General features: G+C 58.5%; 24 protein-coding genes, 1 pseudogene and 1 other annotated feature. Of the genes and pseudogenes, 4 read left to right on the top strand and 21 right to left on the bottom strand.

The window, feature by feature from the left end; translation table 11 throughout:
- Nucleotides 1-60: 60 nt before the first annotated feature.
- The 11 genes from FY152_24945 to FY152_24895 all read right to left on the bottom strand — a co-directional run bounded on the left by FY152_24945 (nt 61) and on the right by FY152_24895 (nt 12,144).
- Nucleotides 61-1,539: an NAD-dependent succinate-semialdehyde dehydrogenase gene (locus tag FY152_24945; GenBank protein UXS35389.1), complete on the bottom strand. Its 1,479-nt coding sequence runs from the start codon at nt 1,537-1,539 to the stop codon at nt 61-63.
- Nucleotides 1,540-1,541: 2 nt separating this feature from the next.
- A complete protein-coding gene (locus FY152_24940) occupies nt 1,542-2,822 on the bottom strand; it encodes a 4-aminobutyrate--2-oxoglutarate transaminase (protein ID UXS35388.1) in 1,281 nt (426 codons plus the stop codon).
- A gap of 65 nt (nt 2,823-2,887) precedes the next feature.
- Entirely contained in the window at nt 2,888-4,141 is a 1,254-nt protein-coding gene (locus FY152_24935; protein ID UXS35512.1) for a Zn-dependent hydrolase, read from the bottom strand.
- A 71-nt stretch (nt 4,142-4,212) separates the two neighbouring features.
- Nucleotides 4,213-5,712 (bottom strand): aldehyde dehydrogenase family protein, encoded by a 1,500-nt coding sequence (locus FY152_24930; GenBank protein UXS35387.1) that lies wholly within the window; start codon nt 5,710-5,712, stop codon nt 4,213-4,215.
- Between the two features lie 28 nt (nt 5,713-5,740).
- Nucleotides 5,741-6,040 carry an antibiotic biosynthesis monooxygenase gene (locus FY152_24925; protein ID UXS35386.1) on the bottom strand — a complete coding sequence of 100 codons (300 nt, stop codon included), beginning with the start codon at nt 6,038-6,040 and terminating at the stop codon, nt 5,741-5,743.
- Nucleotides 6,041-6,069: 29 nt separating this feature from the next.
- On the bottom strand, nt 6,070-6,777 hold the full coding sequence (locus FY152_24920; protein UXS35385.1) for an ABC transporter ATP-binding protein: 708 nt from the start codon (nt 6,775-6,777) through the stop codon (nt 6,070-6,072).
- Nucleotides 6,770-7,489: an ABC transporter ATP-binding protein gene (locus FY152_24915; protein ID UXS35384.1), complete on the bottom strand. Its 720-nt coding sequence runs from the start codon at nt 7,487-7,489 to the stop codon at nt 6,770-6,772. The genes FY152_24920 and FY152_24915 overlap by 8 nt, the downstream gene beginning before the upstream one ends.
- A complete protein-coding gene (locus tag FY152_24910) occupies nt 7,486-8,517 on the bottom strand; it encodes a branched-chain amino acid ABC transporter permease (GenBank protein ID UXS35383.1) in 1,032 nt (343 codons plus the stop codon). Before FY152_24910 ends, FY152_24915 begins: the two co-directional genes overlap by 4 nt.
- Nucleotides 8,514-9,380 (bottom strand): branched-chain amino acid ABC transporter permease, encoded by an 867-nt coding sequence (locus FY152_24905; GenBank protein UXS35382.1) that lies wholly within the window; start codon nt 9,378-9,380, stop codon nt 8,514-8,516. The genes FY152_24910 and FY152_24905 overlap by 4 nt, the downstream gene beginning before the upstream one ends.
- A 66-nt stretch (nt 9,381-9,446) precedes the next feature.
- The gene (locus tag FY152_24900; GenBank protein UXS35381.1) at nt 9,447-10,664 is read right to left on the bottom strand and encodes a transporter substrate-binding protein; all 1,218 of its coding nucleotides are present in this window, start codon (nt 10,662-10,664) and stop codon (nt 9,447-9,449) included.
- Nucleotides 10,665-10,950: 286 nt separating this feature from the next.
- Entirely contained in the window at nt 10,951-12,144 is a 1,194-nt protein-coding gene (locus FY152_24895) for a substrate-binding domain-containing protein (GenBank protein ID UXS35380.1), read from the bottom strand.
- A 154-nt stretch (nt 12,145-12,298) separates the two neighbouring features.
- On the opposite strand from FY152_24895, the gene FY152_24890 reads away from it, so the two are divergent.
- Nucleotides 12,299-12,715 (top strand): MarR family transcriptional regulator, encoded by a 417-nt coding sequence (locus tag FY152_24890; GenBank protein ID UXS35379.1) that lies wholly within the window; start codon nt 12,299-12,301, stop codon nt 12,713-12,715.
- Nucleotides 12,716-12,764: 49 nt separating this feature from the next.
- On the opposite strand, the gene FY152_24885 is transcribed toward FY152_24890, so the two are convergent.
- Nucleotides 12,765-13,121 (bottom strand): hypothetical protein, encoded by a 357-nt coding sequence (locus tag FY152_24885; protein ID UXS35378.1) that lies wholly within the window; start codon nt 13,119-13,121, stop codon nt 12,765-12,767.
- Between the two features lie 236 nt (nt 13,122-13,357).
- Between FY152_24885 and FY152_24880 the strand changes: the two genes are divergently transcribed.
- Nucleotides 13,358-13,771 carry a DUF3597 domain-containing protein gene (locus tag FY152_24880; GenBank protein ID UXS35377.1) on the top strand — a complete coding sequence of 138 codons (414 nt, stop codon included), beginning with the start codon at nt 13,358-13,360 and terminating at the stop codon, nt 13,769-13,771.
- A 101-nt stretch (nt 13,772-13,872) separates the two neighbouring features.
- Here FY152_24880 and FY152_24875 read toward each other — a convergent pair whose 3' ends face one another.
- Entirely contained in the window at nt 13,873-14,106 is a 234-nt protein-coding gene (locus tag FY152_24875) for a hypothetical protein (protein ID UXS35376.1), read from the bottom strand.
- On the opposite strand from FY152_24875, the gene FY152_24870 reads away from it, so the two are divergent.
- Complete coding sequence (locus FY152_24870) at nt 14,105-14,752, top strand: GGDEF domain-containing protein (GenBank protein ID UXS35375.1); 648 nt, start codon at nt 14,105-14,107, stop codon at nt 14,750-14,752. The genes FY152_24875 and FY152_24870 overlap by 2 nt on opposite strands.
- A gap of 104 nt (nt 14,753-14,856) precedes the next feature.
- Nucleotides 14,857-15,251 (top strand): annotated as a pseudogene (locus FY152_24865) (transposase).
- Nucleotides 15,141-15,263, top strand: a sequence feature (AL1L pseudoknot). Its footprint overlaps the pseudogene before it by 111 nt.
- Nucleotides 15,264-15,324: 61 nt before the next feature.
- Here FY152_24865 and FY152_24860 read toward each other — a convergent pair.
- The 8 genes from FY152_24860 to FY152_24825 all read right to left on the bottom strand — a co-directional run bounded on the left by FY152_24860 (nt 15,325) and on the right by FY152_24825 (nt 24,765).
- Nucleotides 15,325-15,657 (bottom strand): hypothetical protein, encoded by a 333-nt coding sequence (locus tag FY152_24860; protein UXS35374.1) that lies wholly within the window; start codon nt 15,655-15,657, stop codon nt 15,325-15,327.
- A gap of 174 nt (nt 15,658-15,831) precedes the next feature.
- On the bottom strand, nt 15,832-17,172 hold the full coding sequence (locus FY152_24855) for an MFS transporter (GenBank protein ID UXS35373.1): 1,341 nt from the start codon (nt 17,170-17,172) through the stop codon (nt 15,832-15,834).
- A gap of 93 nt (nt 17,173-17,265) precedes the next feature.
- Nucleotides 17,266-18,702, bottom strand: coding sequence for an aldehyde dehydrogenase (locus FY152_24850; protein ID UXS35372.1), 1,437 nt, complete (start codon nt 18,700-18,702; stop codon nt 17,266-17,268).
- Between the two features lie 113 nt (nt 18,703-18,815).
- Nucleotides 18,816-20,300: an AMP-binding protein gene (locus FY152_24845; GenBank protein ID UXS35371.1), complete on the bottom strand. Its 1,485-nt coding sequence runs from the start codon at nt 20,298-20,300 to the stop codon at nt 18,816-18,818.
- A gap of 5 nt (nt 20,301-20,305) precedes the next feature.
- On the bottom strand, nt 20,306-21,136 hold the full coding sequence (locus FY152_24840) for a p-hydroxycinnamoyl CoA hydratase/lyase (protein UXS35370.1): 831 nt from the start codon (nt 21,134-21,136) through the stop codon (nt 20,306-20,308).
- 30 nt (nt 21,137-21,166) lie between these two features.
- Nucleotides 21,167-22,909, bottom strand: coding sequence for an acyl-CoA dehydrogenase (locus tag FY152_24835; protein ID UXS35369.1), 1,743 nt, complete (start codon nt 22,907-22,909; stop codon nt 21,167-21,169).
- 78 nt (nt 22,910-22,987) lie between these two features.
- Nucleotides 22,988-23,539: a cupin domain-containing protein gene (locus FY152_24830; protein UXS35368.1), complete on the bottom strand. Its 552-nt coding sequence runs from the start codon at nt 23,537-23,539 to the stop codon at nt 22,988-22,990.
- Nucleotides 23,540-23,664: 125 nt separating this feature from the next.
- Nucleotides 23,665-24,765: an alcohol dehydrogenase catalytic domain-containing protein gene (locus FY152_24825; protein UXS35511.1), complete on the bottom strand. Its 1,101-nt coding sequence runs from the start codon at nt 24,763-24,765 to the stop codon at nt 23,665-23,667.
- Nucleotides 24,766-24,786: the final 21 nt, after the last annotated feature.

The raw sequence follows: 24,786 nt of genomic DNA, 5'->3' as shown, positions 1-24,786 counted from the left end.
GATAGGACGTCACACGCACGCTTCGCGTAAAACTAAGGGCGCACTGGCACCGATGATGCATCACACCGAGAGGCACAGATATTTAATCTCCAGGTAGTCCTCGATCCCATACTTCGAACCCTCCCGGCCGTGGCCAGATTGCTTGATGCCTCCAAACGGAGCGGCTTCCGTCGATATGAGCCCCGTGTTGATGCCCACCATCCCGTATTCGAGCGCTTCTGCTACGCGCATGACCTTGGAAAGATCCTTGGCATAGAAATACGACGCAAGGCCGAACTCCGTGGCGTTCGCGAGTTCGATTACCTCTTCCTCTGTATCGAACTTGAAGAGCGGCGCGACGGGACCGAAGGTCTCTTCCCTCGCAATCTTCATATCAGCGGTCACGCCAGTTAGGATCGTCGGCTGGAAGAACAGGCCGCCCTTGGCATCCGGTTCGCCACCGACGGCGACCTTTGCACCCTTTGAAACAGCGTCGGAAATATGTTCCTCGACTTTCGCCACCGCTTTCCGGGTGATCAATGGCCCGGCATTGACGCCCTGCTCGAAACCGTCACCAACCTTCATTGCGTAAACCTTCGCCGCCAGCTTCCTTGCGAATGCGTCATAGATGCCAGACTGGACATAGAGACGGTTGGCGCAGACGCAGGTTTGTCCATTGTTGCGGTATTTCGAGATCATGGCTCCTTCGACGGCCGCATCGAGATCAGCGTCGTCGAAAACGATGAACGGTGCATTGCCGCCAAGCTCGAGGCCAAGCTTCATGATCTGATCGGCGCCCTGGCGCATTAGGATCTTGCCGACGCCAGTCGAGCCCGTGAATGTAAGTTTTCGAACTTTCTCATTCTCCGTGAACTCCTTACCCACGGAGGACGAGTCCGTGGATGTGATCACATTGAATACCCCTGCGGGCAGTCCAGCGCTTTCGGCGAGCACGGCAAGGGATAGAGCCGAAAGAGGTGTTTCCGCCGCGGGCTTGGAGACCATGGTGCATCCAGCCGCAACAGCAGGTGCGAACTTTCGCGTGAGCATGGCGTTTGGGAAATTCCAAGGCGTGATCGCTGCGACAACGCCGACAGGCTGCTTCAGCACGATAAGCCGCTTGTCGGGTTGATGGCCCGGTATCGTGTCGCCGTAAATTCGCTTGGCCTCTTCGCCAAACCATTCGACGTAGGAGGCGCCGTAGACGATCTCGCCGCGTGCCTCCGGAAACGGCTTGCCCATCTCCATGGTAAGGATGGCAGCCAGATCGTCGGCATTTGCAATCATGAGGTCGTATAGATTTCGAAGCACCGACGCGCGCTCCTTGCCCGTTTTTTTCGCCCAAGCCTTCTGCGCTTTGTAGGCCGCGTCCACGGCCCGCGCCGTCTCTGCGCGACCCATATCCGGCAAGGTCGCGATGACCTCTCCGGTTGACGGATTGGTGACATCGAACGTCTTACCGCTATCGGCGGCCGCCAGCCATTCGCCCGCAATCAGGGCCTTATGCGTGACGAGCGACGGATCCTTCAATTTGTTGAGCAGAGCGTTGCCGATGGCCATGTTCAAGCCTCCTTCGCGCATTCGCGCAGCGTATCTTCCAGGATATCGAGCGCTTCGGAGAAGATCTCATCTTGAATGGTGAGCGGTGCCAGGAAACGGATGACATTGCCGTAGACGCCGCATGTGAGAAGGATCAGACCCTTTTCCAGCGCTTTCTCGCGCACTTTGTTGGTGAATTCCGCATTTGGCGTCTTGCTCCCCGGAACGTTGAACTCGACGGCATTCATGAAGCCAGGGCCACGAACGTCGGCGATCTGCAGTACAGCATTGGTAAGCGACTGCAGGCGCTGCTTCAGCCGGGCGCCTAGCGCCGCCGCCCGCTCGCTGAGGCCTTCTTCCTCGATAACGTCGAGGACGGCATTGCTTGCCGCCACTCCGATCGGGTTGCCGCCGTACGTGCCACCGAGGCCGCCCGGACCAGGAGCGTCCATGAGGTCCGCACGGCCTGTCACGGCGGCGATCGGGAAGCCACCGCCGAGCCCCTTGGCCATCGTCGTGATATCGGCCACGACACTATAGTGCTCCATCGCGAAAAGTTTCCCAGTACGGGCAAAACCAGTCTGGACTTCATCAGCAATCAGCAAGATGCCGTGCTGGTCAGCGATCTCACGAAGCTTGAGCATGAAGGCCTTCGGCACCTCGTAGAAGCCGCCTTCGCCCTGCACAGGTTCGACGATGAAGGCCGCGACCCGGTTCGGATCGACGTCGGCCTTGAATAGCTTGTCGAGCACCGCCAGCGAATCCTCGACCGGATAGCCATGCAGTTCGACCGGGAACGGTGCGTGATAGACATCGGGCAGCATCGCACCGAATCCGACTTTGTAAGGCACGACCTTTCCGGTCAACGACATGCCCATGAAGGTGCGGCCGTGGAAGCCACCACTGAAAGCAATAATCGCTGATCGGTTGGTCGCTGCTCGCGCGATCTTGATGGCATTTTCGACAGCCTCGGCGCCCGTCGTTACGAAGATAGTCTTCTTCTTGAAGTTGCCTGGAACGGCGTTGTTCAAGCGCTCTGCAAGACGAACGTAATTCTCGTACGGAACGACCTGATGGCAGGTGTGTGTGAAGCGATCGAGCTGGTCCTTGACTGCAGCGATCACTTTTGGGTGGCGGTGCCCGGTATTGACCACCGCGATCCCCGCAGCGAAATCGATATAGCGGCGACCTTCAACATCCCAGATTTCAGCGTTCTCGGCACGCTCGGCGTAAACCTGGGTAGTCACACCCACGCCGCGCGAGATGGCGTCCGAGCGGCGATTTGAAAGTTCGATGTTTGTCATATTGTTTTCCTTCATAAGCGAGACCAGTCGAAGACGCTTATCAACGGCGTCCCCGAAACCACTTCCTAGCTCTGACGCTGGAACGTCTGTTGTTCGGACGCCATGCTTGATTGGTAGGCGATTATTGTCTCGAGGAGCACTTGCGTGCCCATCGTGCACTGATCCTTTTCGGCACTTTCAGCGGGGTTATGGCTTACGCCGTCCTTGCAGGGTATGAAGATCATCGCGGTCGGAGCGACGCGGGAAACATACACTGAATCATGCCCTGCGCCCGACACGATCTCACTTGTGGTCGCGTGCGATTTTTCTGCGGCTTCCCGAACAGCCTGGATGCAGCGCGGATCGAAACGTACAGCTGGGCTGTTCCAGACGACTTCCAAGTGTGCGCGTTCCCCGCATTGTTTTGCGATGAGGTGAGAAACAGCTGCTTCCAATCGATCCAGTTCCTCGTCGCTTTCATGGCGCAGATCGAGGCTGAGGGTTACATGGCCGGGAATGACATTGCGCGAGGGTGAGATAATCGAGAGCTGCCCTGTCGTCGCCATGGCCCCAAGGGAGCGCGCCGCGGCCTGCGTCTCAAGAATGATGCTGGCGGCATCGGCAAGCGCGTCGCAGCGCATGTCCATCGGTGTGGATCCGGCATGCGCCTCACGGCCGCGGATTGCCAGATCGTACCAGCGCATGGCCTGCACCCCGGTGACGATGCCGATATCGGCGTTCTCTCGTTCAAGGACGGGCCCCTGTTCAATGTGGAGTTCGAACATGGCCGCGAAGCGGATCTGTCTGATCGGCATGGTTCCGCGGTATCCGATATCCTCGATGGCTTCTGCGAAGGAGACACCGTCAGCATCGGTGCGGCTATCTGCGAAGGCTTTATCGAACACACCCGCATGGACACCGGAGCCAAGCATAGCAGGAGCGAAACGGGCGCCTTCTTCGTTCGTCCAGTTGACGAGCATGAGCGGCATCTCGGTCTCATATCCGGCGGCGTGCAGTGTTCGAAATATCTCCAGGCCTGCCAGCACACCGAGGATGCCGTCGAATTTTCCGCCCGTGGGCTGCGTATCGAGATGACTGCCGATGGCGATTGGCAGCGCATCAGCGGATCGCCCGGGACGTCGTGCGAACATGTTGCCGACTTCGTCAACCTCCACGGTGCACCCGACTGCCTCGCATTCATCACGAAACCAATCACGGACCTGTTTGTCTTCTTCACCGAGAGTAAGGCGGCGCACGCCACCGTCAGCAGTGGCGCCCAAGGCAGCCGTCTCCATGATCGTCTGCCAGAGCCGATCGCCATCGATCATAAGGTTTTGCATGGGCATTGTTCTTTCCAGCGTCCCTCGCAGGGTGATCCGTGGCCGCCATAAGCAGCCACGGTCCACCAAGTTCAGAGGGCGATTCCGACGGACTTCACTTCCGTGTAGAGCAGGATTGCCTCGTATCCCTGTTCACGACCCCAACCCGACTGGTTGAATCCGCCGAAGGGCAGGGCAGGGTCGATCACATGATGGGTGTTCACACCGATGGTGCCTGCTTTTAGCTTCTTCGCGACCTTGTGAGCTCGACTTACATCACGCGTGAAGACGCTCCCTGCAAGACCGTAGATGGAGTTGTTGGCTTCCTTCACGATGGCTTCGAAACCGTCGTCGTCAAAGGTCGCCACCACAAGCACCGGGCCAAAGATCTCTTCCCTCACCACCGACATTTCAGCGGAGGTTTCGGTCAGGATGGTAGGCTCGAGAAAATAGCCTTCTGACCCGGCGCGATTTCCACCGCAATAGAGCTTCGCGCCGTCGGCCAGACCTGCTTTCACATAGGCGCTGACACGATCGAACTGCTCCTGGGAGACCAGCGGGCCGATCTGCGTCTTCGGATCCAGTCCGACCCCAATGGACATGCCCTCGGCGAACGCCTTGAGGCCAGTCAGGATGGTATCAGCAATATCCTTATGGACGTAGAGACGGGTGCCCGCTGTGCACGTCTGACCCATGTTGTAGAAGATGCCATAGGCGATAGCAGGGATGGCAACGGCCGGATCGGCATCTGCGAAGACGATCATCGGCGACTTCCCGCCTAGCTCCAGCGAGACCTTCTTGAGGTTTCCCTTCGCGGCGTCGAGGATCTTTTTGCCAACTTCGGTGGATCCGGTGAAAGCCACCTTGTCGACGTCGGGATGAGCGGCAAGGGCTGCACCCGCTGTCTCGCCGTACCCGGTGACGACGTTGAACACGCCCGCCGGGAAGCCTGCTTCCTCGACGAGCTCGGCCAGACGCAGGGCGGTAAGCGGAGTTTGTTCTGCAGGCTTCAGGACAATCGTGCACCCGGCGGCAAGCGCTGGCGCAACTTTCCAGATCGCCATCATGAACGAGAAGTTCCAGGGCACGATCTGGCCGCAGACACCGATCGGTTCGCGTAGCGTGTAGGCATGGAAAGGAGCGCCCGCAGACAGCGGGATGGTTTGGCCGCAGATCTTGGTGCTCCAGCCTGCCATGTATCGAAGAAGCTCGTAGGAAAAGGTGACATCGCCGTTTCGCGCGTCGGTCACGGGCTTTCCGTTATCGAGAGCCTCCAGTTCGGCGAGCTCGTCAGCATGCTTTTCGACGAGATCACCAAGCCTCCATACGAGCTTGCCACGATCAGCGGGCGTCATGGTGGCCCACGGTCCGTCGTCAAAGGCGCGGCGAGCGGCCGCTACCGCTTTATCGATATCGCTTCCGGTCCCGTCGGGAACTCGATCAAAAACGAGCCCGGTCGCGGGGTCGATTACGTCGATCGTGCCGTTTTCCGCCGCTGGGACCCATTGGCCATCGATGAAGAGCTTTTTCTCCTTGGCCACGAAACGGGCTGCATCGGCGCCAAGGCGCTTGAGGGTGACAGGTGCGTTCATGTCTAAATCGTCCTCTTGCTTTCGGCGTTTACGCCTTTGCGGAAATTTCGTCGGCGGTGATCAGCGTTACGTCGCCATCCAGGATCGGCTTGGCGATACCAAAGAAGCGAGCGACGACGCTTGAGTTGTTATGCAGGTCCATGGCGGCGCGATCGATGAAGCGCTCGTAGGTGGCGAATAGACAAGGATCTTCAGCATCCTGAGAAATGTGGAAGCCGATCGTGTCAGGCTCGTTGGCGCGGACGTGCTCGGCGACCTCGAGCAGGGCTTGGGCCATGGTCTGCTGGTAACCCTTGCGTACGCGAATGATGGCGGTGATCGTGATCATGGTTGCCTCGTTGAGTTATGTTGGAGGGATCAGGCTGGCAGAATGTCGCCAGCCAGGTCGGCATCGTGCAGTTTGGCGGAATCTATCTCTCCGGAGAGCTGTCCACGCTTGATGACGAGGACACGGGTGGCGAGATCGCTGATGAATTCGAGGTTCTGCTCCACAAGCAGGATCGATAGGTTGCGCGAGCGGGCGAGAGCCTTCAGCGTGTCCTTCATTTCCTCGATGATGGAAGGCTGAATACCCTCAGTGGGTTCGTCCAGCAGAACCAATTGCGGCTCGGCGCAAAGGCAGCGCGCGAGCGCCACAATCTGCTGCTCGCCTCCTGAAAGGACGCCTCCAGCGCGTGAAAGGATCGGCTTCAGGCGAGGAAACTCCTCAATCACTTGCTCGATAATCGCTGTCTGTTTTCTGCCCGCGCGTGACGCTGCGACGCGCAGATTGTCGATGACTGAGAGTGCCGGAAAGATCTGTCTGCCTTGCGGCACGTAACCGATCCCAGACCGTGATCGTGCTGCTGGCGAAGCTCTGGTCACGTCCGTTCCGGCGAAAGTGATCGTGCCAGCGGTTGCGGGGATATGGCCCATCAGCGTCCGCAGCAGCGTCGATTTTCCCATGCCGTTGTGGCCGAGAATGCCGACGAACTCGCCTTCTGCGATCGACAGATCGATGCCGAACAGGATCGGGATGCGCCCGTAACCGGACTGGATGTTCTTGACGTTCAGCAGGTCAGGCATGTTTCTTCCCCAGGTAAACGTCCCGAACTGTCTGGTCCGTGAGGATCTGTTCAACGTGGCCTTCGGCCAGAATACGGCCCTGATGGAACACGGTGACCTGGTCGGCGATCATGCGGATGAAGTGCATGTCGTGTTCCACGACAACGACGGTGTGGGTCTGGTTGAGGTCTCGAATTATGGAGGCAAGCCGTTCGACTTCGCCGTCGGTCATTCCGGCCGCGGGCTCGTCGAGCAGGACAAGATCTGGGTCGCTCGCCACTACCATGGCGAGTTCTACGAGCTGACGCTGACCGTGGGCCATGCGCCCGAGCACGCCGTTGCGCAGCGCGCCGACGCCAACACGTTCCATGGCATCAGCAATCTTTGCCTCTCGCTCGGCGGCATTCCTGACCGTACGCAGCGCGAGCCAGAGGTTTTCATGGGTCGTCAACCCATCGAAGAGGCTCGGAACCTGGGTTTTCACCCCCATGCCTGAGCGAGCGATGTCATGCCGTTCTTTTCCGGCGATATCCGCTCCCTTGAAAAGGATACGCCCGCGAGTGGGCGTGTGCGTTCCCGTAAGGCAGCGGAAGAACGTGGTCTTTCCAGCGCCGTTCGGACCCAGGAGGCAACGCAGTTCGCCTTTCTTCAGTCGGAAATCGACGCCATCCAGTGCTTTAACGCCGCCAAAATGCATAGCGACGTTCTCAGCTTCGAGGAGATAGTCGCTCATTGCGCTACCTCCCGGGCGGAGTGCCTTTTCGAGCTGAGGTCCCTCAGTTTGCAAAGAAGCCCTGCAATGGCGGGCTGGATGCCGCCCGGTACGAAGACGACAAAAATGATCAGCACCAGTCCCAGCACGATGTTGGGATCAACGAGGCCGAGTTTGCCGAGCGCCGTCGTGGCCATCTGCAAGGCGAAGCAGGCGGCGACTGGGCCGAACAGCGTGCCCAGTCCGCCGACCACCACCCAGATCAGAACCTGTGCGGCCATCGAGAGGCTGAACATCGTCGGGCTGACGAAGACGGAATTCGCAAAAAGCAGACCTGCCAACCCGGCGGTTCCGGCAGAGATGACAAACACGGCAAGCTTGAGCCGCTTGGCGTTGTATCCCAGCAACTCAGCCCGCATCTCGTTCTCCTTGACGGCGATGACCGCTCGTCCGAAGCGCGTGACAATGAGACCTTTGTAAAGCGCATAGGTTGAAAACAGGGCGACCGAGGCAAAGATGAACATCTGAGAGGGGGACAGAGGCGTCTTTGTAAAGGGAATGATCATCAGCGGCGTGGCGGGGATGCCATTGAAGCCTCCAAGCCGCGCCGTGCCGATCCGCCATGCGTCTCCGCCCGTGCTATTGATCAGCTTAAACAGGATGAGGGTGACCGTCAGCGTGATCACTCCGAGGTAGACATCGCTAAGTCGGCCGTAGAACAGAAAGTAGCCAAGCCCAGCTGCAAAAAGAGCGGGCACCAGGATAGCGAAGGCGACAGCCAGGGTCGTATCGCCGAAGTTGATCGCCGCAATGGCATAGGCATATGCGCCAAGGCCGAAAAATGCCGACTGGCCGAAGCAGGGGATGCCGCCGTAGCCCCAGAGCAGAGCGAGACTGAGCGCAAAGACACCCATCGACATGTAAAGCGTCACGTTGATCAACGTGTAGAGCGGTGCTGCATTCGGCAGAACGACGACGGCAGTCAGCGTGGCGAGTGCGGCGAGGGCAACATGCGCGCCACTCGATCGGTATAGGGCCGAAATGGTCATGGTGCCCCCTTGAGGATTCGTCCGGTGATCCCGGTCGGCAGGAGTCGAAGGAAGACAGTAGCGGCGAGCAGCAACGCGACATCTCCGATGACAGGTGTGGTCAGGAAGGTCGAGACGGTGTTGATGCTACCCAGCAGCGCCGAGCTAAGTGCCGTGCCGACGATGACGCTGGCGCCTCCTGTGATGACGGTGATGAAGGCCTTCGCGACATAGGCGACGCCCATGGTCGGAAGGACTCCCGAGATTGGGGCAAGAAGACCACCCGCGAGGCCGCTCAGACCTGCGCCGACCGCAAATGTGATGGCGTAGACCCGAGACGGTTCGATACCGAGGGAGGAGGCCATCTCGCGGTTCTGCATGGTCGCACGCGCGATCAGCCCTGCCTGGGTAAAGCGCAAGAGTGCATAGCCTCCGGCGAACACCACGAGGGCGACCCCAGTCAGCACGAAGTCGTAGGCGCCGAGACTATAGGCGCCGATGTGAAAGCTGCCGACGGGCGCGGCAATCCCGACGACCCGATTGCCGAAAAAGGTCGTGGCAAGACCGATAAGCAGCAGGCTGAGCCCCCAACTCGCCAGCATGGTGTCGACCATTCGGCCATAAAGGCGGCGCATGATGAGCCGCTCCACCACGATGCCGAGCATCGCCACGCTCAGTGGGGCGACGACAAGCATTGCGATCCAGACGCTCACGCCTGCCTGGACGCTGAAGATGGCGGCGAAGCCGCCCAGCATGATGAACTCGCCATGGGCGAGGTTGATCACTCGCATCATGCCGAAGATGACGGCTAGTCCCACGCTGATGAGCGCAAGATTGCCGACCGTTCCAACAATCTGGAACAGCACAACAAGAAAATAGTCCACTGAGATTGTCCCGTACAAGCTCCCGGAGTGCGGCTTGCCACACTCCGGGAGGCAATGGGTCAGCCGTTATTGGATGACGTATTGCTGATTGTCGTTGGGGTTCGCGACGAGATCGCAGACGGCTGCGGTATCCGCGGGCGGCTGGTTCGGGTAGCTCTCCAGGATCTCGAAGCTGTGGTTCTTGACCCGGCCGATATGAACGTCCGTAGCGCAATGATGGGTCTTCGGATCAATGGTGGACGGGCCGCCTGGACCTGCCACCGTGGCACCACTCTCGATGGCCTCGATCACAGCCATCCGATCGAGAGAGTTTGCCTTCTTTACGCCGTTGGCCCAGTGATGAACCGCGTTGTACGTGGCAGATGCGTGCTCTGTGACGTACGGAGCGTTGTCGCCAAACTTCTGGTGATATCGCCTCACGAAGGCGTCATTGGCCGGAGACTTGATCTCCTGGAAGTATCCGAACGCCGCCATGACACCATCAGATTCCGCAGGCGTCAGCACGATATGTTCGTTGCCACCACCGAACGACGTCGAGACGATCGGAATCTTTTCTGCCATCCCTGCCGCGGCCCATTGACGGAAGAAGGACATGTGGTTGCCGCCGACGAGCAGCGTGTAGATGACATCCGGCTTCTCACGCTGGATCTTCTGGATGGCAGCACTGAAATCGGTCACATCGAGCGGAAAGAATTCGGCCGCAATCACTTCGCCACCAGCCTTCCCGGTGTAGTCACGAACCCATTTTGCGGAAATCTGGCCGTAGTTGTAGTCCGCAGCAAGAACATAGACCTTCTTGCCAAAATTCTTGACGGCATATGGCATCAGCTGGCCAATCGTCTGGGACGGCGTTGAGCCAGTCAGGAAGGTGTTGCGGTCGCAGACACCGCCTTCATACAGTGGTGAGTAGAAGTAGAGGGTCTGATAGCGACCGAGAAGCGGGCGGATGGCTTCACGGGATGCACTGGTGATGCCGCCGAAGACGGCCGAAGCTTGAAGGCTTGTCGCAGCCTCCGTAGCAAATTGTGTGTAGAGCTGGATATTGGACTGCGGATCGTACTTCTGGACTTTGATCTTGCGGCCGAGGAGGCCGCCTGCGTCGTTAAGCTCGGATACTGCCAGATCGAGGCAGGCGTCGATCGGCTGACCGTAGATTTCGAGCCCGCCCGAGAGGTCATAGATGCTCGCGATCGTGATGTCGTCAGCGGAAAAGGCGCGATTGACCCATGGCGCCGTGAGCGCCATCGCGGTGCCGCCTAGAAAAAGGCGTCGATTGATTTTCATATGCTCACCCTCTTTATTTTGGTTTCAATGGACGCACGAACCCCATCCAGCAGACGCCGTCTGCAGGCTCCCTCCAGCGCTGCAGCGGGAGGGTTTTGATTTGGATTTCGTGCGGTCAATATGTTTATATATTCAATATTTTCTTTTTCAAGTATTTTTATGCGGGTATGAGATTTTGTCGAGGGATTTGAACGATCCAAAAAAGTGATGTCAAAACAATATGATGGAAGAATAAGATTGGCTTTGTGAACGGAATGAACCTGCGTCCTTCGGGAAGGCGCAAGGTTCAAAAGGCGTCGAAAGTGCGCACGACTTCGAATTCCGCCCCATCGGCGCGGGCGAGGTATGTCGGGCCGGAAGCGACGCCGTTCCGGACAATGGTTATCCCGCGCGGGCTCTCGAAACTCAAGCCTTCAAAGGCAGCCGACAAAGCGTCGAGCTTCAATGATTGCGCCTTCGCTGCGAGCGCGCCAAAGAAACGCAGTCCCTCGTAGCAGGCCTCACTGAGAACACCCTGCACCGGGGCCGTGACACCGAACGCATCCCGATATCGCTGCAGGAAAGTTCGATTTTCCGGCGTCTGCAACGCGCTAAAATATCCTGCGGCGCAAAACAAATTCTCAGTATTCTCTCCGCCAATGGCTAGGAGCGTATTCTCCTCAATGGCGCCGGACAGCCGGAGGATGCGACCCGACAGCCCCCGTTCCGCAAACATCCGGTTGAATGGGACGCATTCGGATCCGACTAGCGAGAGAAATACGATATCCGGATTTGCTCCGTCAATGAGGTCAAGCAGGTGCGATGTATCCTGGCCAAGCCCAACGTATTCCTCACCAACTACCTTGCCGCCGCGGCGGCGAACGAAATCGCGTACCCAGTTGTGCGAGGCGCGCGGCCATACGTAGTCGTTCCCGATCAGAAACCAGCGATCAGCTCGGTGGTGGTCCATGAAATGGCTTACAGGGCCAGAGAACTGGCGTTGCGGAACTTCGCCGATGCTGAAAACCTGTTCTTTCTCCGCGCTGCCCTCGAATAGCGGTGCGAAGACGTAGGGCACACACCCTGCGAGGGCTTGCGAAAGTTCGACGCGGACGGACGAGAGATGCACGCCGACCAGAGCGTGGGCTCCCTGGTTGTCTACAAGATCGCGTGCGCGCTTGACCACCGCCTGAGGGCTTCCTCCGGCATCCGCAGCCAAGAGTTCAATCGGTCTGCCGAGAATGCCGCCTTTTTCATTGAGCTCAGCAGCGGCAAGAACGGCGCTGTATTGGCAAGAAGGTCCCCAAATAGCATCCGCACCTTGAAACGGAACCAGAAGTCCGATCCGTATAGGATCTTGTCTGCGGGGGATGGGAAAACTGGATCCACCAACGCGCTGCGAAACTAGCGCATGACGCGCGAAGGCGGCAGGTCGTCGTTGGGGAGGGCTGCGCAGCCAAAGCCTGTCTGCGCCATTGGCCAGAGCGAAATCGAGCGTCACGGCATTCTCCCTTTTTGTTCTCCGCTCCAACCCAGACAGCGCAATCCGCAACGGCGGATTGTGAATTTTTTGTTTTCGTTGATCCCGCCCTATGCGGCGCGACAGAAGCACTATATATATACTTTCCGATTAAACAATTGCTCTTTAAAGTATCATGGCTGAACGCTCGTTAAACGAACATCTTTCACACCTGCTTGCCCAGGCCAATCGGCATCTGAGCCGACAGCTCACGGCCGAGGGTGTTTCCTTGGACCAATGGCGATTGATGAAGGTTCTGTCGGAGGCCGGCGGCTTGCCAATGGGCAAGCTCGCCGAAGAGTTGGCGCTCAATCTGCCCACACTGACCAAACTCGTTGACCGCATGGTTCAAGATGCGCTCGTCTATCGCGTGCCCGATCCTGTCGATCGCCGTAAGGTGCGGATGTTTCTCTCCGATAAGGGAGCATCCATGCTTGCCTCACAAAACAAGCGCGTCGAGGAACACGAAGCCAAGGTGGAGGACAACTATGGCAACGAGGACGCTCAGCGTCTCAAGACCATGTTGGAGAGCTTCATCAAACAAATCGTCTGATCCAGCGTTCGGCGTTGCTGCCGGCGCTCACTCAACCATGAATCGTGAGCTAAAGGTGCTTGGCGATCTTGCCGCGTCCATGTAGCGCGAGGATCTGCGTTCGCTTCTGCGCGAGGCGCTGGACACACCCACACCGGACGACGAACGCATCGTGCGGCGGCTTCTGGCATTGGAAGACGAACTGGCAGATCAGGCGAAGGCTGCTGATGAGGCACGCGGCGCAACCGTTGAGCTGGCGCGCAAGCGTGCCGAGCTTGAGCGGTCCCGTGATGAGGCACGCCGCTACGAAAGACAAGGCGGTGGTTTTTCGAACGACAAGCTGATTGGGGATGTTTTGGGCGGCATTATAGGCGGCGCGCTCTCCTCGCGCGAATTGCGTGATGCACTGCGAAGCGGCTACCAGCAAGGGGGAAATCGATCTGGCCTGCCCTCTCGACCCGGAGGAGGCGCCTTTGGTGGCGGTTCGTCAGGATCGGGTGGCGGCGGGTTTCGCACAGGTGGCGGCTTCTAGCCGGGCAATCCTCAAAGGGACGCTCACCGTCACTCTATCTTGGGTAGTTGACGACATGCTGCGTACCTTGTCAGGCTTTTCAATCAAAAGTAGTCTCGTCATGAAATCAAACAGGTAGCAGGAGCGCCGAAATGGGAATTTTCTCTTCAATCAAAAATGCGATCTTCGGGGAAGCAAAGGCTGAAACCATCAGTGCCTCGACCGAGGCGGTCGCTCCGATCTCTTCGGCAGAGAGCACAACCAGCACGGCGGCAGAGACGGCGGCCGTTGCGACACCTGTCGTTCCAGTTGTCGATGTTGCCGCGATCCTTGATACCGCTGTCAAAGCAAGCGGCCAAAAGCTCGATTGGAAACACTCGATCGTCGACCTGCTCAAAGCTCTGAAAATCGATAGCAGCCTGACTGCCAGAAAGGAACTCGCATCCGAACTCGGCTATTCGGGAAACGCCTCGGACTCGGCAACCCTGAACGTGTGGCTGCACAAAGCTGTCATCAAGAAGCTGTCGGAGAACGGTGGACAGGTTCCGGCCGACCTTCTCGACTAAATCATTATTCAAGCTATGTGCCAGCGTCAGATACCAATCCTGTGTCCGACGCTGGCATTTTTTAAAGCGCATCGCGTCAAAACGGATTCATGCGATGCGCTTTATCTCTTTGTTTTTACCCGTCTGCGAGCCTTCAGATCGGGAACGTCATCCGGCTCGAACTTGCCGTTGGTGAGCGGAGGCTTTACGACAGTTTTACCGTGTTCCAGCTTTTGCCAGTGTCCGGCGAGCGGGCGGGCAATTTCGTATTCGTCACAAGCTCTGGCGAGGCGAATGGCATCAAGGCCATGTGCTTCGGCAATCAGTTTCAGTGGTCTCGACCAGTATATTTCCATGAACGTCGACTTTCAAAATGACGCCTTCTACCAGCAGATCTTTGCGCACCGGTTCAATATCGTCATGGTGGCAACTCTTGTGGTATTCATGGGAGATCTCTTCAGCCAGCGAAGCCGGCTGCTACAGGGTGTGCAAAGGGATGCGGACACCGATCCTCTCACGAGGTTGCGCAATCGCAGTTTCGTACTGAGGATCATTAAAGATTTGGCCGTGCGGCCGAAGATAGGAATCGCCGTTCTCGACATCGACAATTTCGAGAAGATCAACGACGGTTATGGACACCATGTCGGTGATGAGGTGATTATCGCCGTTTCCAACATTATAAGGCGCTGTGTCAGGAAAACCGATATCGCCGTCAGATGGGGCGGGGAGGAGTTCCTTGTCATCCTCCCCGGCATATCGACTGAAAACCTCAAACTGGTCTGTAACCGGATCATCGAAGAGGCAAGACATCAGAGGGTCAGTTTCGACGGGCAAGAGATTCGCTTCACCGTGAGCGTGGGAGTCACCCATATCGAGGATTTTGTCAAACAAGACTTCGGCGCTGCGTTTTCCAATGCCGATGCTCTGCTCTACGAAGCCAAGCAGACAGGCAAGGACAAATCTGTATTCGGCAGTTTGGTCAATCGGGCGGGTGCAGTATAAGTTTAATTATGACTAATATCTTAAAGAACTTTAACGAACGAGTACGGAACGAATTGAACCGCCCCGGATTTACCGGAGACCCCAACTCGTGAGAAGTAGGGTCTATGACAAGCAAGACGACGAACAAATTCTCCCCTGAAGTCCGCGCCCGTGCCGTGCGTATGGTGACGGAGCATGAAGCCGAACATCCCTCCCGCTGGGCAGCGGTATCATCGATAGCGTCCAAGATCGGTTGCTCGGCGCATACCCTCCATGAATGGGTGAAGAAGGCCGAGGTCGACAGCGGCAAGCGGGCTGGCCTGCCGAGCGACGTGGCCGAGAAGATGAAGGCACTGGAGCGGGAGAACCGGGAGCTTCGTCAGGCGAACGAGATTTTGCGCAAAGCCTCGGCATATTTTGCCCAGGCGGAGCTCGACCGCCCACTGAAGCGATGATTTCCTTCATCGACGAACACCGCACGGTGCTCGGGGTCGAGCCGATCTGCAGGCTGCTGCCCATTGGAAACATTCCGCCTGCAGAGGCCGAGGAACGATACTACGCCATGCTGGACGCACCAGCATTGGCCGCATAACTTAAACCAAACGGTCTCCGGCAAAGCCGGTGCGGTTCAAAGCCTCAAATTTCTCCCGGACGAACGTCGCGCCCACTGGCGCCATGCGATCCAGGAGGACATTGAAATTGGTCGACGACATATCTTTCGCCGCTGCGCCAATGAGACGCCTGCATTCGTCAGACCAGTTCCAAGCCGCATCTGACTGCTTTGAGGCTTTGTCAGACATGGTGGCGCTCCAAAGCCCTATTCCACATCGCTGTTGCAGCGTGCGCTCATTGTTTTCGCAAGCTTCAAGCTGGCTTCGAAGGGAGGCGATTTCTGAGAGCATCTGCCTTTTGCGATTTCCGAACATCAAATACCAACCTCCGTTGCCGAGACGAAAACTCCGAATTATACTGATATTATATAATTAAAAACGCGTAAAATATTCGCAAACCTTGGAACAACTCAGACAAATGACCTGATTTTAGCGGGGTTTTTCGCAAGCGGTCATCCAAGCAAAAGAAAACAGCGTTTGCGCTCAAGCTTAACGCTCGACTTGTGAATCCTTGAGCGCTCGATTGTAACTTCCGCTGCCCGAAAACAGCAGGATTGCCGCAATCAAGCTGGCGACGACGAGAACCGTTCCCAAGGACATGCCGACAGCAACATCACTCTTAAAGACATAATCCGTGATCAGCGCCACTGCGGTCGGTCCGATACCCAGCCCGATGAGCGCTGTGAAGAAGAGATAAATGGCGACGGCCTGGCCCCGATATTGATTGGGGGTGATGGCGTTGATCGCTGCGGGCCCGAGCCCGGTTGGGATGCCGATCAGAAAGCAGGTCACTCCGAGCAGAAGGACGGCGATCGCGGGCGAACCGACGAAGCCCATCCATCCCGCAGTCAACAGCAGGGCCGCAAAGCTCCAGCGGAAGACCAGCATCATCGCGTTGATCCTGCCCGAGGCTGTCAGCCGGTCCACCAACCACCCGCCGAACACGACACCTGCACACCCGACTGTCAGCATAACCGTGCCATAGGCCGTTGCGATCTGAGACGCACTCCAGCCAAAGACGCGAATGAAATAGGAAGGAAGCCAGGCCGAGATGCTGTAGGTCATCAAGGCTACGAGAGCGTTGGCCAACATGACGGTTCCGAGTGGGCGAAGTCTGCTTCTGAAGAAACCGAGTGCATCCCGGAAGGACCCGTCGGTCTTCGTCACTTCCTTTCGTGAGGGTTCCTTGAGTGTCATCAGCAGCAAGACCGCAAGCAGCCCGACCAGGCCGACGACAATCAGCGACGCGCGCCAAGCGGCCTGTTCGCCAAGAAGGGGAAGCCTGATCATACCGGCGCTCGACGTCGCGGCGACAACGATCCCCCCGAAGATCAGTGCACTGCCAATACCGACGTAAATACCCATGCTGTAGGTACTGATAGCGCGGGATCGATGCTCCCTGCGGAAACTGTCGCAGATCAGTGAGTAGGCGGCGGGTGACAACGCCGCCTCGCCGGCGCCGACGAAGATGCGAGCGACAAACAACTGCCAGAAATTTTGTGCAAATCCGCAGGCCGCAGTCGCCAGGCACCAGACGATGACGCCCGCGATGATCATGCGCTTGCGGTTGTTCCGGTCGGCCCACCGGCCGAGTATCAGACCGAAAATACTGTAGAAGATGGTGAAAGCCAGCCCCTGCAGGAGGCTGATGCCGGTATCGCTCAGCCCAAGGTCCGCCCGGATCGGCTGGACGAGAAGATTAAGGATGATGCGGTCGACGAATGCGATGCTGTAGACGACAAGCAGAACGGCGACGGCATACCACGCATACCGAAGCGTCGGAAAAACGTCCTGGTCCGGTCGACCGGTGATGAGATGTCTCGTGTCCATAATGGCTCTCCCCAAATATCGCGTTGCCACTGTCAGATGGTGTTGATTGGTCGGCTCCCCCTCCGAGCCGACCGGAATTCTTCGGTCGAGATGTCAGATCGGATAGTGACCCGGCTGCGTCTCGATGGTGATCCAGCGAAGTTCGGTGAATTCCGCCACGCCCGATTTGCCACCGAACTTGCCGTAGCCGGAGGATTTGACGCCACCGAATGGCATCTGGGCCTCGTCGTGGACCGTTGGACCGTTGATATGGCAAATGCCCGACCGGATGCGCCGGGAAAGACGCAATCCGCGCGCGGCGTCGCGGGTGAAGATGGAAGCGGACAGGCCAAATTCCGAATCATTGGCCAGCTCGACGGCATGGTCCTCGTTTTTGGCGCGAAGGATCGCGACGACCGGGCCGAAACTTTCCTCGCCGTAAAGGTTCATATCCTTGGTGACCTTGTCGATCACTGTCGCCGACATCAACACGCCTTCAGAATGCCCGCCCACCACCTTTTCGGCGCCTTTCGACACGGCGTCGGCAATCAGCGCCTGCACCTTGTCGATCGCCTCCTGGCCAATCATTGCACCAAGTGGTGCTTTGCCCACGACCGGATCTCCGGCCACCAGCGTTGCGACCTTCTCGCGGAATTTCGTGAGAAACGCCTCGGCGATCTCCTCTACGACGATGATGCGCTCGGTCGACATGCAAATCTGACCTTGGTTGAAGAAGGCACCGAAAGCGGCGGCCGCCACGGCCTCGTCGAGGTTAGCATCGTCAAGAACGAGAAGTGGCGCCTTGCCGCCGAGTTCAAGAAGAACCGGCTTCAGGTGTTCTGCAGCGCGCTTGGCGACAGCCTTGCCCACCGGCGTAGAACCAGTGAAGTTGATGCGCAAGACGGCGGGATGATCGATCAGGATGTTCACCACGTCGGGCCCGTCCTCGGGCGCGTTGGTTACGACATTGATGACATCGGCCGGGAAGCCGGCTGACTGGAAGCATTCGACAAGCAACTGATGGGTTGCGGGGCATTTTTCGGAGGCCTTGAGAACAACCGTGTTTCCGCAGGCAAGCGCAGTCGCGATGGCGCGAACGCCGAGAATGACCGGCGCGTTCCAGGGCGCGATGCCAAGGCAAACGCCGACTGGCTCGCGGACCGTCATGGCAAGGCATCCTGGCTTGTCGGACGGGATGGTTTCACCGACGATCTGGGTCGTCAGCGATGCCGCTTCCCGCGCCATGCTGGCTGCAAGCACGACATTGAACCCAGCCCAGCTTGACGTGGCGCCAATCTCGTTTTGCATCAGGCGGATCAAATCGTCCTTGCGGGCAAGGAGGGAGTCCGCCGCTTTCAAAAGCAGCTGACGCCGGAGATTGGGACCGGTCTGTGACCATGATGCGAAGGCGGCATGGGCTTTGTCGGCAATGGCGACTGCGTCTGCTGGGCTCATGGCTTGGGCGGAACTCGCAACCTCTCCGGTCAAAGGGTTCAATCGCACGAACGTCGGTTCGGCTCCGGAATAGTTGGATGGCTTTATGCTATTCATAACGGTCTCCTCCAGGTTTCAATCGACGAATTCTCTAAATGCTGACTCGTGGCCACGCGGTGCTGATGCACGTCGGCTTGTTGTCTGCTCGATACGAACTTGGCCCAATCCGCTCATTGCTCAGCAAGCATGGAGCGAAGCGTCGATTTCATGATTTTGCCACTGCCAGTGCGTGGAAGCGCCGGCAGAACTGAAAGGCGTTTGGGCATCTTGTAGCGGGCAATTCGGCCTTCCAGCCGATTGCAGATCTCATTGATCTCGAAGTCCGAACGCCCATCTTCGAGAACCAAAGCGATATGGCCGACTTCGCCCCACCGTTGATCGGGCATTCCAACCACCGCAAATTCCTTGACGCCTGGCAGCCGCAGTTCGGCAAGCGCCAGTTCCACTTCCGCCGGATAGACATTTTCTCCGCCGGAAACGTACATGTCCTTCTTGCGGTCGAGAATGAAATAGAACCCATCCTCGTCTCGCATCGCGACGTCGCCCGTGCGGAACCAACCATCTTCCGTAAACGCCGCCGCTGTCGCTTCCGGCTGACGCCAATACCCGATCGTGACGTTCGGTCCGCGGATCATCAACTCGCCGGCATGTCCATCCGGCACGGGCTCTCCATTGTCGTCGGCTATCTTCAGTTCCGTGCGCGCCGTATGGATGCCAGCCGAAGAGGGTTTGCGCGCAATGATCTCGGCATCGATCGGCATACCCAGAACGGTGCCGTTCTCGCTCATGCCGAAACCGTTGACCATGGTGATGCCTTCCGACAACCATTGCAGCACGTCTGAAGTCGGATTGGGGGCGCCACCAATAAACAGATTGAGATTTCTGAACGTCGCCGCATCGAACTCGGGACATGCTCGCATCATGGTCGCCATCTGGGGAACGCACACATAGTGCGTAGCGCCGAGATCGGGATCGGAGAGACGCGCCAGCGTCCGCTCGGCCTGGAACTGATCCGAAATCAGCACTGCGCCTCCCATCATGAGCGCCGGACGCACATTGACGATCAGGCCGATGACGTGGAACAGCGGGCTGTCACACAGGAACCGGCTCTCGCGCGCCACTCGTCCGACCAGGCTGAAGTTAATAGCGCTTTCAGAAATATTGCGCTCGCTGAGCATCGCGCCCTTTGGACGCCCGGACGTCCCTGACGTGTAAAGGATCAACGACGGGCGGTCCCGGTGGAACGCCTGCTCGGGCAAGGGCGGCGCAGTTTCAATACACTGGGCAAGTTCATCGAGACCAATCGCCGAGCAACCCCGGTCGTTTCCATCATCGTGGATCAGCAGGGATGGTTCTATGTCGTCGATCAGTCCCGCCAGTTCCCTATCCGCCAAACGCCAGTTAAGTGGCGCATAGATGAGGCCGAGGCGAGCGCAGGCGAGATGAACGATGATCAGTTCGGCTCGGTTGCGGGCATAAGCCGCAAGCCGGTGACCTTCCGTGAGACCAAGACTCGCCAGAACGGTTGCGCAGCGGCCGATTGAACCGTTCAGTTCCGCATAGGTCCAGCGCCGGCTCGTCGTGAGGTCGACCAATGCCAGACGCTCCGGATTGAGACGCGCTTGAAGTCCGACGTCATCGCATGCGCTCGACATGGCCCTCACGCTCTCTTCTTGTTTGGATCGTAGGCACCCAGCCCAGGCTTGTAGCTCTTCTCGTCAATGAACTGGCGGATGCCCTCTTTGCGGCCCTCCGATTTGTCGAGGAAGCTCAAGGATTCCTGCGCGCGCACGAGGTAATCCTCGGCGTTGTCATAGGTCATGTCCGGCATGCGGCGTAAGGCGTCCTTGCAGGCCTTCAACGTCACAGGATTCTTCTGGAGTAGAACATCGGCGATCTCCCGGACGCGCGCTTCAAGCTGCTCAAGCGGAACGCTCTCGTTGACGAGGCGCCAAGCTGCGGCCTTCTTGCCGTCGAACGTTTCGCCAGTCAGCGTCAGATACATGGCGTCTCGCATCGGGATGAGTTCAGAGACCACCTTGGTCACGCCACCGCCGGGGATAATTCCCCAGTTGACTTCGGACAGACCGAATTGCGCTTCGTCGGCACAGACGGCAAGATCACAGGCGAACAACGGGGCGAATGCGCCGCCGAAGCACCAGCCATGCACCATGGCGATCGTCGGCTTTTCGTACCAGCGCAGCCGTCGGAACCAGCCGTAGGACTCTCGCTGCGCCTTGCGGATGCCGCCGGTCCCGTTCGCTTCGGCCTCGCGGAAATACTCCTTGAGATCCATGCCGGCCGACCACGCGGATCCCTCGCCACCCAGGACGAGAACGCCGATATCGTCCCGGAACTCGAGCTCGGTCAGTACTTCCATCATGCGCCGGTTGAGCTCTGGGCTCATGGCGTTGCGTTTCTCCGGACGCGCAAAACGCACCCATGCAATTCTGTCTTCGATATGGACGGAAACCGGATCTTCAACACTCATGGCGAACTCCTTTTCGATGAAAGCAAAATCTTATGTCGTCGGTGACAAGGCGTCGAACAACGCAAGCCGTTCAGATCCGGCAAGCGCTTGCGCCTCTTCGAACGCGGCACGGGTATGGAGATCGCTCAACCAGAAACGGCCCGCGGCAATAAGTCGGCGATTGACGGTGTCGCGTTGCGGATCGAGAGACGCAAGACGTGCAGCTATCCAGCCGGTTGCGGCAAGCGTTGCCAGCCGGAGAAAAGCGGTGGCTCCAGCCTCAACTTCACCGGGTGATTTCTTTAATGCCAGCAACGCTCCTGCGCAGCGCTCCAAACGATCCAGGACAGAGGATGCATCGCGGCGCACGCTGGGTTCAGCACCGACGAGTTCCGTGCGGGCGACAGAGAGGAAATGCCCAAGACCGACCCCGCCGTCTCGCAAGAATTTACGATAGACGAGATCCAGCGCCTGGATGCCCGATGACCCTTCCGCGATTGACATCATGCGGGCGTCGCGCAGCCACTGTTCCACCGGCCATTCCCGTGTGTAGCCCGCCCCACCAAGGACCTGGATCGCGTCGCTCGAGACATCGAAGGCGGCCTCCGAGCATGCTGCCTTGAGGATCGGCATCAACCATTGAATGACGTCGGAGGCGCGTTTGCGTTCGGTTTGATCTGGCTCAAGGGGCAAGGCGTCGAGACCAATGGCCATTTCGAGAGCAAGACCACGCAAAACCTCGACCCTTGACGCCATCCCCAGCAGCAATCGTTGAACATCTGGATGGCTGGCGATCGGTGTCGGCGGCTTTGCGGGATCACCGCCCTGCCGTCGCTCGGAGGCATATCGGGTTGCGGTTTGAGCGGCGCCGAACGCCACACCGATCCCCTGGACGCCCACCATGACACGCATGGTCTGCAGCATGACGAACAGTTGCGGCAGGCCGCGTCCGATGCTGCCAATCAACCAACCCTTCGCATCCTCGAAGCCGGTGACGCAGGTCGGGGAACCATGCAGGCCGAGCTTTTCCTCGATGCGCCGAACATGAACACCGTTCGATACGAGGCCGCCATCCCCCGGCACGACGCTAGGGACAAGGAAAAGACTGAGCCCAGATGTGCCGGGCGGCGCGTCAGGCGTTCGTGCCAAGAGGAAATGGCCAATGCCCTCGACCATGTCGCTGTCGCCAAACGTCGTCCACATTTTTTCGCCGGTGATGCGCCAGGTCCCGTCATCGGACGGCAGTGCGCGAGTGCGGATGCGACCGACATCGGAGCCGGCATCGGCCTCCGAAATGGCAATCGCCGCCGACCATCGGCCCTCCGCGAATTTGGCGATCCATTCATCGCGCAACGCAGGCTCGGCATAGGCGGCAAGGACTTGCGACCCAGCTCTCGACGATGCACCGAACATCCCGAAGGCCATGCCCGCGCGGTCGAAGAGTTCCCGGCATGCGACGTTGACAAAGAAGGGAAGTCCTTGCCCACCCTCAGCCTGCGTATAGTCGATTGCATTCCAGCCATCCGCGACGAACTTCCGCCAGACGTCGGGGTAACCGTCAGGCGTATGTACACGGCCATTCTCCAAACGGCATCCTTGAATGTCGCCTGCCCGATTGACCGGGTACAGGATCTCCTCGGAAAAACGCGCCGCAGCACCGAGCACCATCTCCAGGGCGTCGCACGAGATATCCGTGGCCTCTCCGAGACGCTCGCGAAGCACGGCATATCCCGGCACCGTTTCTATCTGGCGCAGGATAATGGCGGCCTGTTCGCTGTAGCCTGTATCGTTCACGCGAAAAACCTCTGCAAAAACGTCAATGATCTTCAATTGCGCCAGATGTCGCTGTTGGCGCAGAGCGCGTCTGCCTTTTCAGGTTCGCGATGCACCGCACAGAACAAAGGCAACGGTTGTTGTTCGATCGGACTTGTTTCGCCATGCGTGCCGACCGCCTAGTTGAACGATCGTGTCGCCTGCCTTCAACTGCACCTCCCGCCCATCATCGACCTCCAGCCAGATCTCACCGTCGAGTACGACGCCGTAGTCGATACTGTCGGTCCTGTGCATGCCCGGAGCGTCGGGTTCCATGGTCGCGGCAAGGTCAGGGGCGTAGATATAAAACTCGCCGCCTGCTGCCGGTCCATTGAAATTCGGCGCAAGGAATACGCTGTCCGGTGCGTATTTCGCGATGACGAAGCTCGTGCCACCGGCGGCCGGTAGCATCGGCCCCGTCGCCGTCATCGGTTCGCCATCAGGTAATCCGGCGTTCTGACCGATCTTTTGGCCTGGGTTTGTCATCCAGATACGCGCCAGCCCCTGCCCTGGAAGATGTTTAAACTCATGTGCAAGCGGCGCCGCGCCACTCTCGACGAAAACGGATTTCCCTTGCGAATTTTCGCCAATGACCACTCGTCTGACCTGCATGATGTTCTCCACTGTCCACTGTCCACTGTCCATTGCCAGACGGCAACGCCAACGCTTCCGCCCCGGCATCGTCGCTCCAGTGAGTTGTTGAAGCCTTTAAAGCTGTGACCCGTGAGCCGATGTGCTCAGGGGCAGATCACATAGTTGCTGAAGCCGCCGTGGCGGTTCTTCAGAACGGTTAAAGCCGTGTTCACATCTTCGAGCTTGAAGAACTCGTGCTCGAAAACATCCAACCGGACAGCGCCGATGGCCGCGAGATCTGCCATTTCCTGGCCTTGGGCGGGCGTGAACCAGAGAGAGCCGAGCATGTCCTGGTTGTTGTCCATGTTCTTGTGGAGATTGACCGGTATATCGCCTGCAACCGCGCCGATATTGACATGGCGCCCGCCACGCCCAAGCGCCTCAAGGGCAGCCAGCATGGAAGACTGAGGGGCGCCCGGCCCCAGCGTATCGATCACGACATCGACACCTCTTCCAGAGGTGACCGCATGCGCCCATTCTCCAACCGAGACCTCTTCGTCCAGCGCGTGAACCTCGATACGATCAGGGGCGATCGATTTGACCTTCTGCAGGAGCGCATGCTCGCGACCAGTCCCTAAAACCTTCGATGCACCAAGGGCCAAAGCAAACAGTGCGACGCCGAGACCGAGTGTCCCGCTGATGCCGTTGATCAGAACCGTAGTGCCGACGCGGACATCGGCGCGCTGCAACGCTTGGTAGCCGGTTCCAAGATAGCCCCAGCGTGCAGCCATCTCGAAAGGAACATTGTCCGGAAGCGGAACGATGCTGTATTGCGGCGCCGTCATGTATTCGGCCAGACCGCCATAGGGGTAGTCTTCGAAGATCTGCTGGGAAGCAGGGCTGAAGCCGAAATATCCGTTGAAGGTAAAGGACCGGCAGGAGGTCGTTTTTCCCATCCGGCAGTCTCGACAACCGCCGCAGTAGCGGGCCGGGTTGACGTAGACGCGCGTACCCAGATCAATGCCATGCACCTGCTCACCTTTCTCGACGACGATACCCGTTGCATCGAGGCCGTAGATCGCCGGCAGATTGGGAACGTAGAGATGCAGAAACCATTCCTTGAGGTGATTGAGCACATTGCCGAGATTGGGCACGATGCCGCATGCCTTTACTTCGACGAGCACGTCCGTGGGCCGAGGTCTTGGCTTCTCCACCCAGTCGATAGACAGGGGTTGCCCGACTTTGTGCATTCGCGCAGCGCGCATCATAACGGGCGCATCCGCGAC

The organism is Agrobacterium tumefaciens, assembly GCA_025560025.1.
Taxonomy (GTDB): Bacteria; Pseudomonadota; Alphaproteobacteria; order Rhizobiales; family Rhizobiaceae; genus Agrobacterium.
The sequence above is the reverse complement of the archived record's forward strand: the minus strand, read 5'-3'. Positions and strand labels throughout refer to the sequence as shown.

What these genes read in the sequence shown, in the direction of transcription:
- FY152_24945 (UXS35389.1), bottom strand. Translation starts at nt 1,539, where the DNA reads ATGGCCATCGGCAACGCTCTGCTCAACAAATTGAAGGATCCGTCGCTC.
- FY152_24940 (UXS35388.1), bottom strand. Translation starts at nt 2,822, where the DNA reads ATGACAAACATCGAACTTTCAAATCGCCGCTCGGACGCCATCTCGCGC.
- FY152_24935 (UXS35512.1), bottom strand. Translation starts at nt 4,141, where the DNA reads ATGCAAAACCTTATGATCGATGGCGATCGGCTCTGGCAGACGATCATG.
- FY152_24930 (UXS35387.1), bottom strand. Translation starts at nt 5,712, where the DNA reads ATGAACGCACCTGTCACCCTCAAGCGCCTTGGCGCCGATGCAGCCCGT.
- FY152_24925 (UXS35386.1), bottom strand. Translation starts at nt 6,040, where the DNA reads ATGATCACGATCACCGCCATCATTCGCGTACGCAAGGGTTACCAGCAG.
- FY152_24920 (UXS35385.1), bottom strand. Translation starts at nt 6,777, where the DNA reads ATGCCTGACCTGCTGAACGTCAAGAACATCCAGTCCGGTTACGGGCGC.
- FY152_24915 (UXS35384.1), bottom strand. Translation starts at nt 7,489, where the DNA reads ATGAGCGACTATCTCCTCGAAGCTGAGAACGTCGCTATGCATTTTGGC.
- FY152_24910 (UXS35383.1), bottom strand. Translation starts at nt 8,517, where the DNA reads ATGACCATTTCGGCCCTATACCGATCGAGTGGCGCGCATGTTGCCCTC.
- FY152_24900 (UXS35381.1), bottom strand. Translation starts at nt 10,664, where the DNA reads ATGAAAATCAATCGACGCCTTTTTCTAGGCGGCACCGCGATGGCGCTC.
- FY152_24890 (UXS35379.1), top strand. Translation starts at nt 12,299, where the DNA reads ATGGCTGAACGCTCGTTAAACGAACATCTTTCACACCTGCTTGCCCAG.
- FY152_24880 (UXS35377.1), top strand. Translation starts at nt 13,358, where the DNA reads ATGGGAATTTTCTCTTCAATCAAAAATGCGATCTTCGGGGAAGCAAAG.
- FY152_24870 (UXS35375.1), top strand. Translation starts at nt 14,105, where the DNA reads ATGAACGTCGACTTTCAAAATGACGCCTTCTACCAGCAGATCTTTGCG.
- FY152_24875 (UXS35376.1), bottom strand. Translation starts at nt 14,106, where the DNA reads ATGGAAATATACTGGTCGAGACCACTGAAACTGATTGCCGAAGCACAT.
- FY152_24860 (UXS35374.1), bottom strand. Translation starts at nt 15,657, where the DNA reads ATGTTCGGAAATCGCAAAAGGCAGATGCTCTCAGAAATCGCCTCCCTT.
- FY152_24855 (UXS35373.1), bottom strand. Translation starts at nt 17,172, where the DNA reads ATGGACACGAGACATCTCATCACCGGTCGACCGGACCAGGACGTTTTT.
- FY152_24850 (UXS35372.1), bottom strand. Translation starts at nt 18,702, where the DNA reads ATGAATAGCATAAAGCCATCCAACTATTCCGGAGCCGAACCGACGTTC.
- FY152_24845 (UXS35371.1), bottom strand. Translation starts at nt 20,300, where the DNA reads ATGTCGAGCGCATGCGATGACGTCGGACTTCAAGCGCGTCTCAATCCG.
- FY152_24840 (UXS35370.1), bottom strand. Translation starts at nt 21,136, where the DNA reads ATGAGTGTTGAAGATCCGGTTTCCGTCCATATCGAAGACAGAATTGCA.
- FY152_24830 (UXS35368.1), bottom strand. Translation starts at nt 23,539, where the DNA reads ATGCAGGTCAGACGAGTGGTCATTGGCGAAAATTCGCAAGGGAAATCC.
- FY152_24825 (UXS35511.1), bottom strand. Translation starts at nt 24,765, where the DNA reads ATGCGCGCTGCGCGAATGCACAAAGTCGGGCAACCCCTGTCTATCGAC.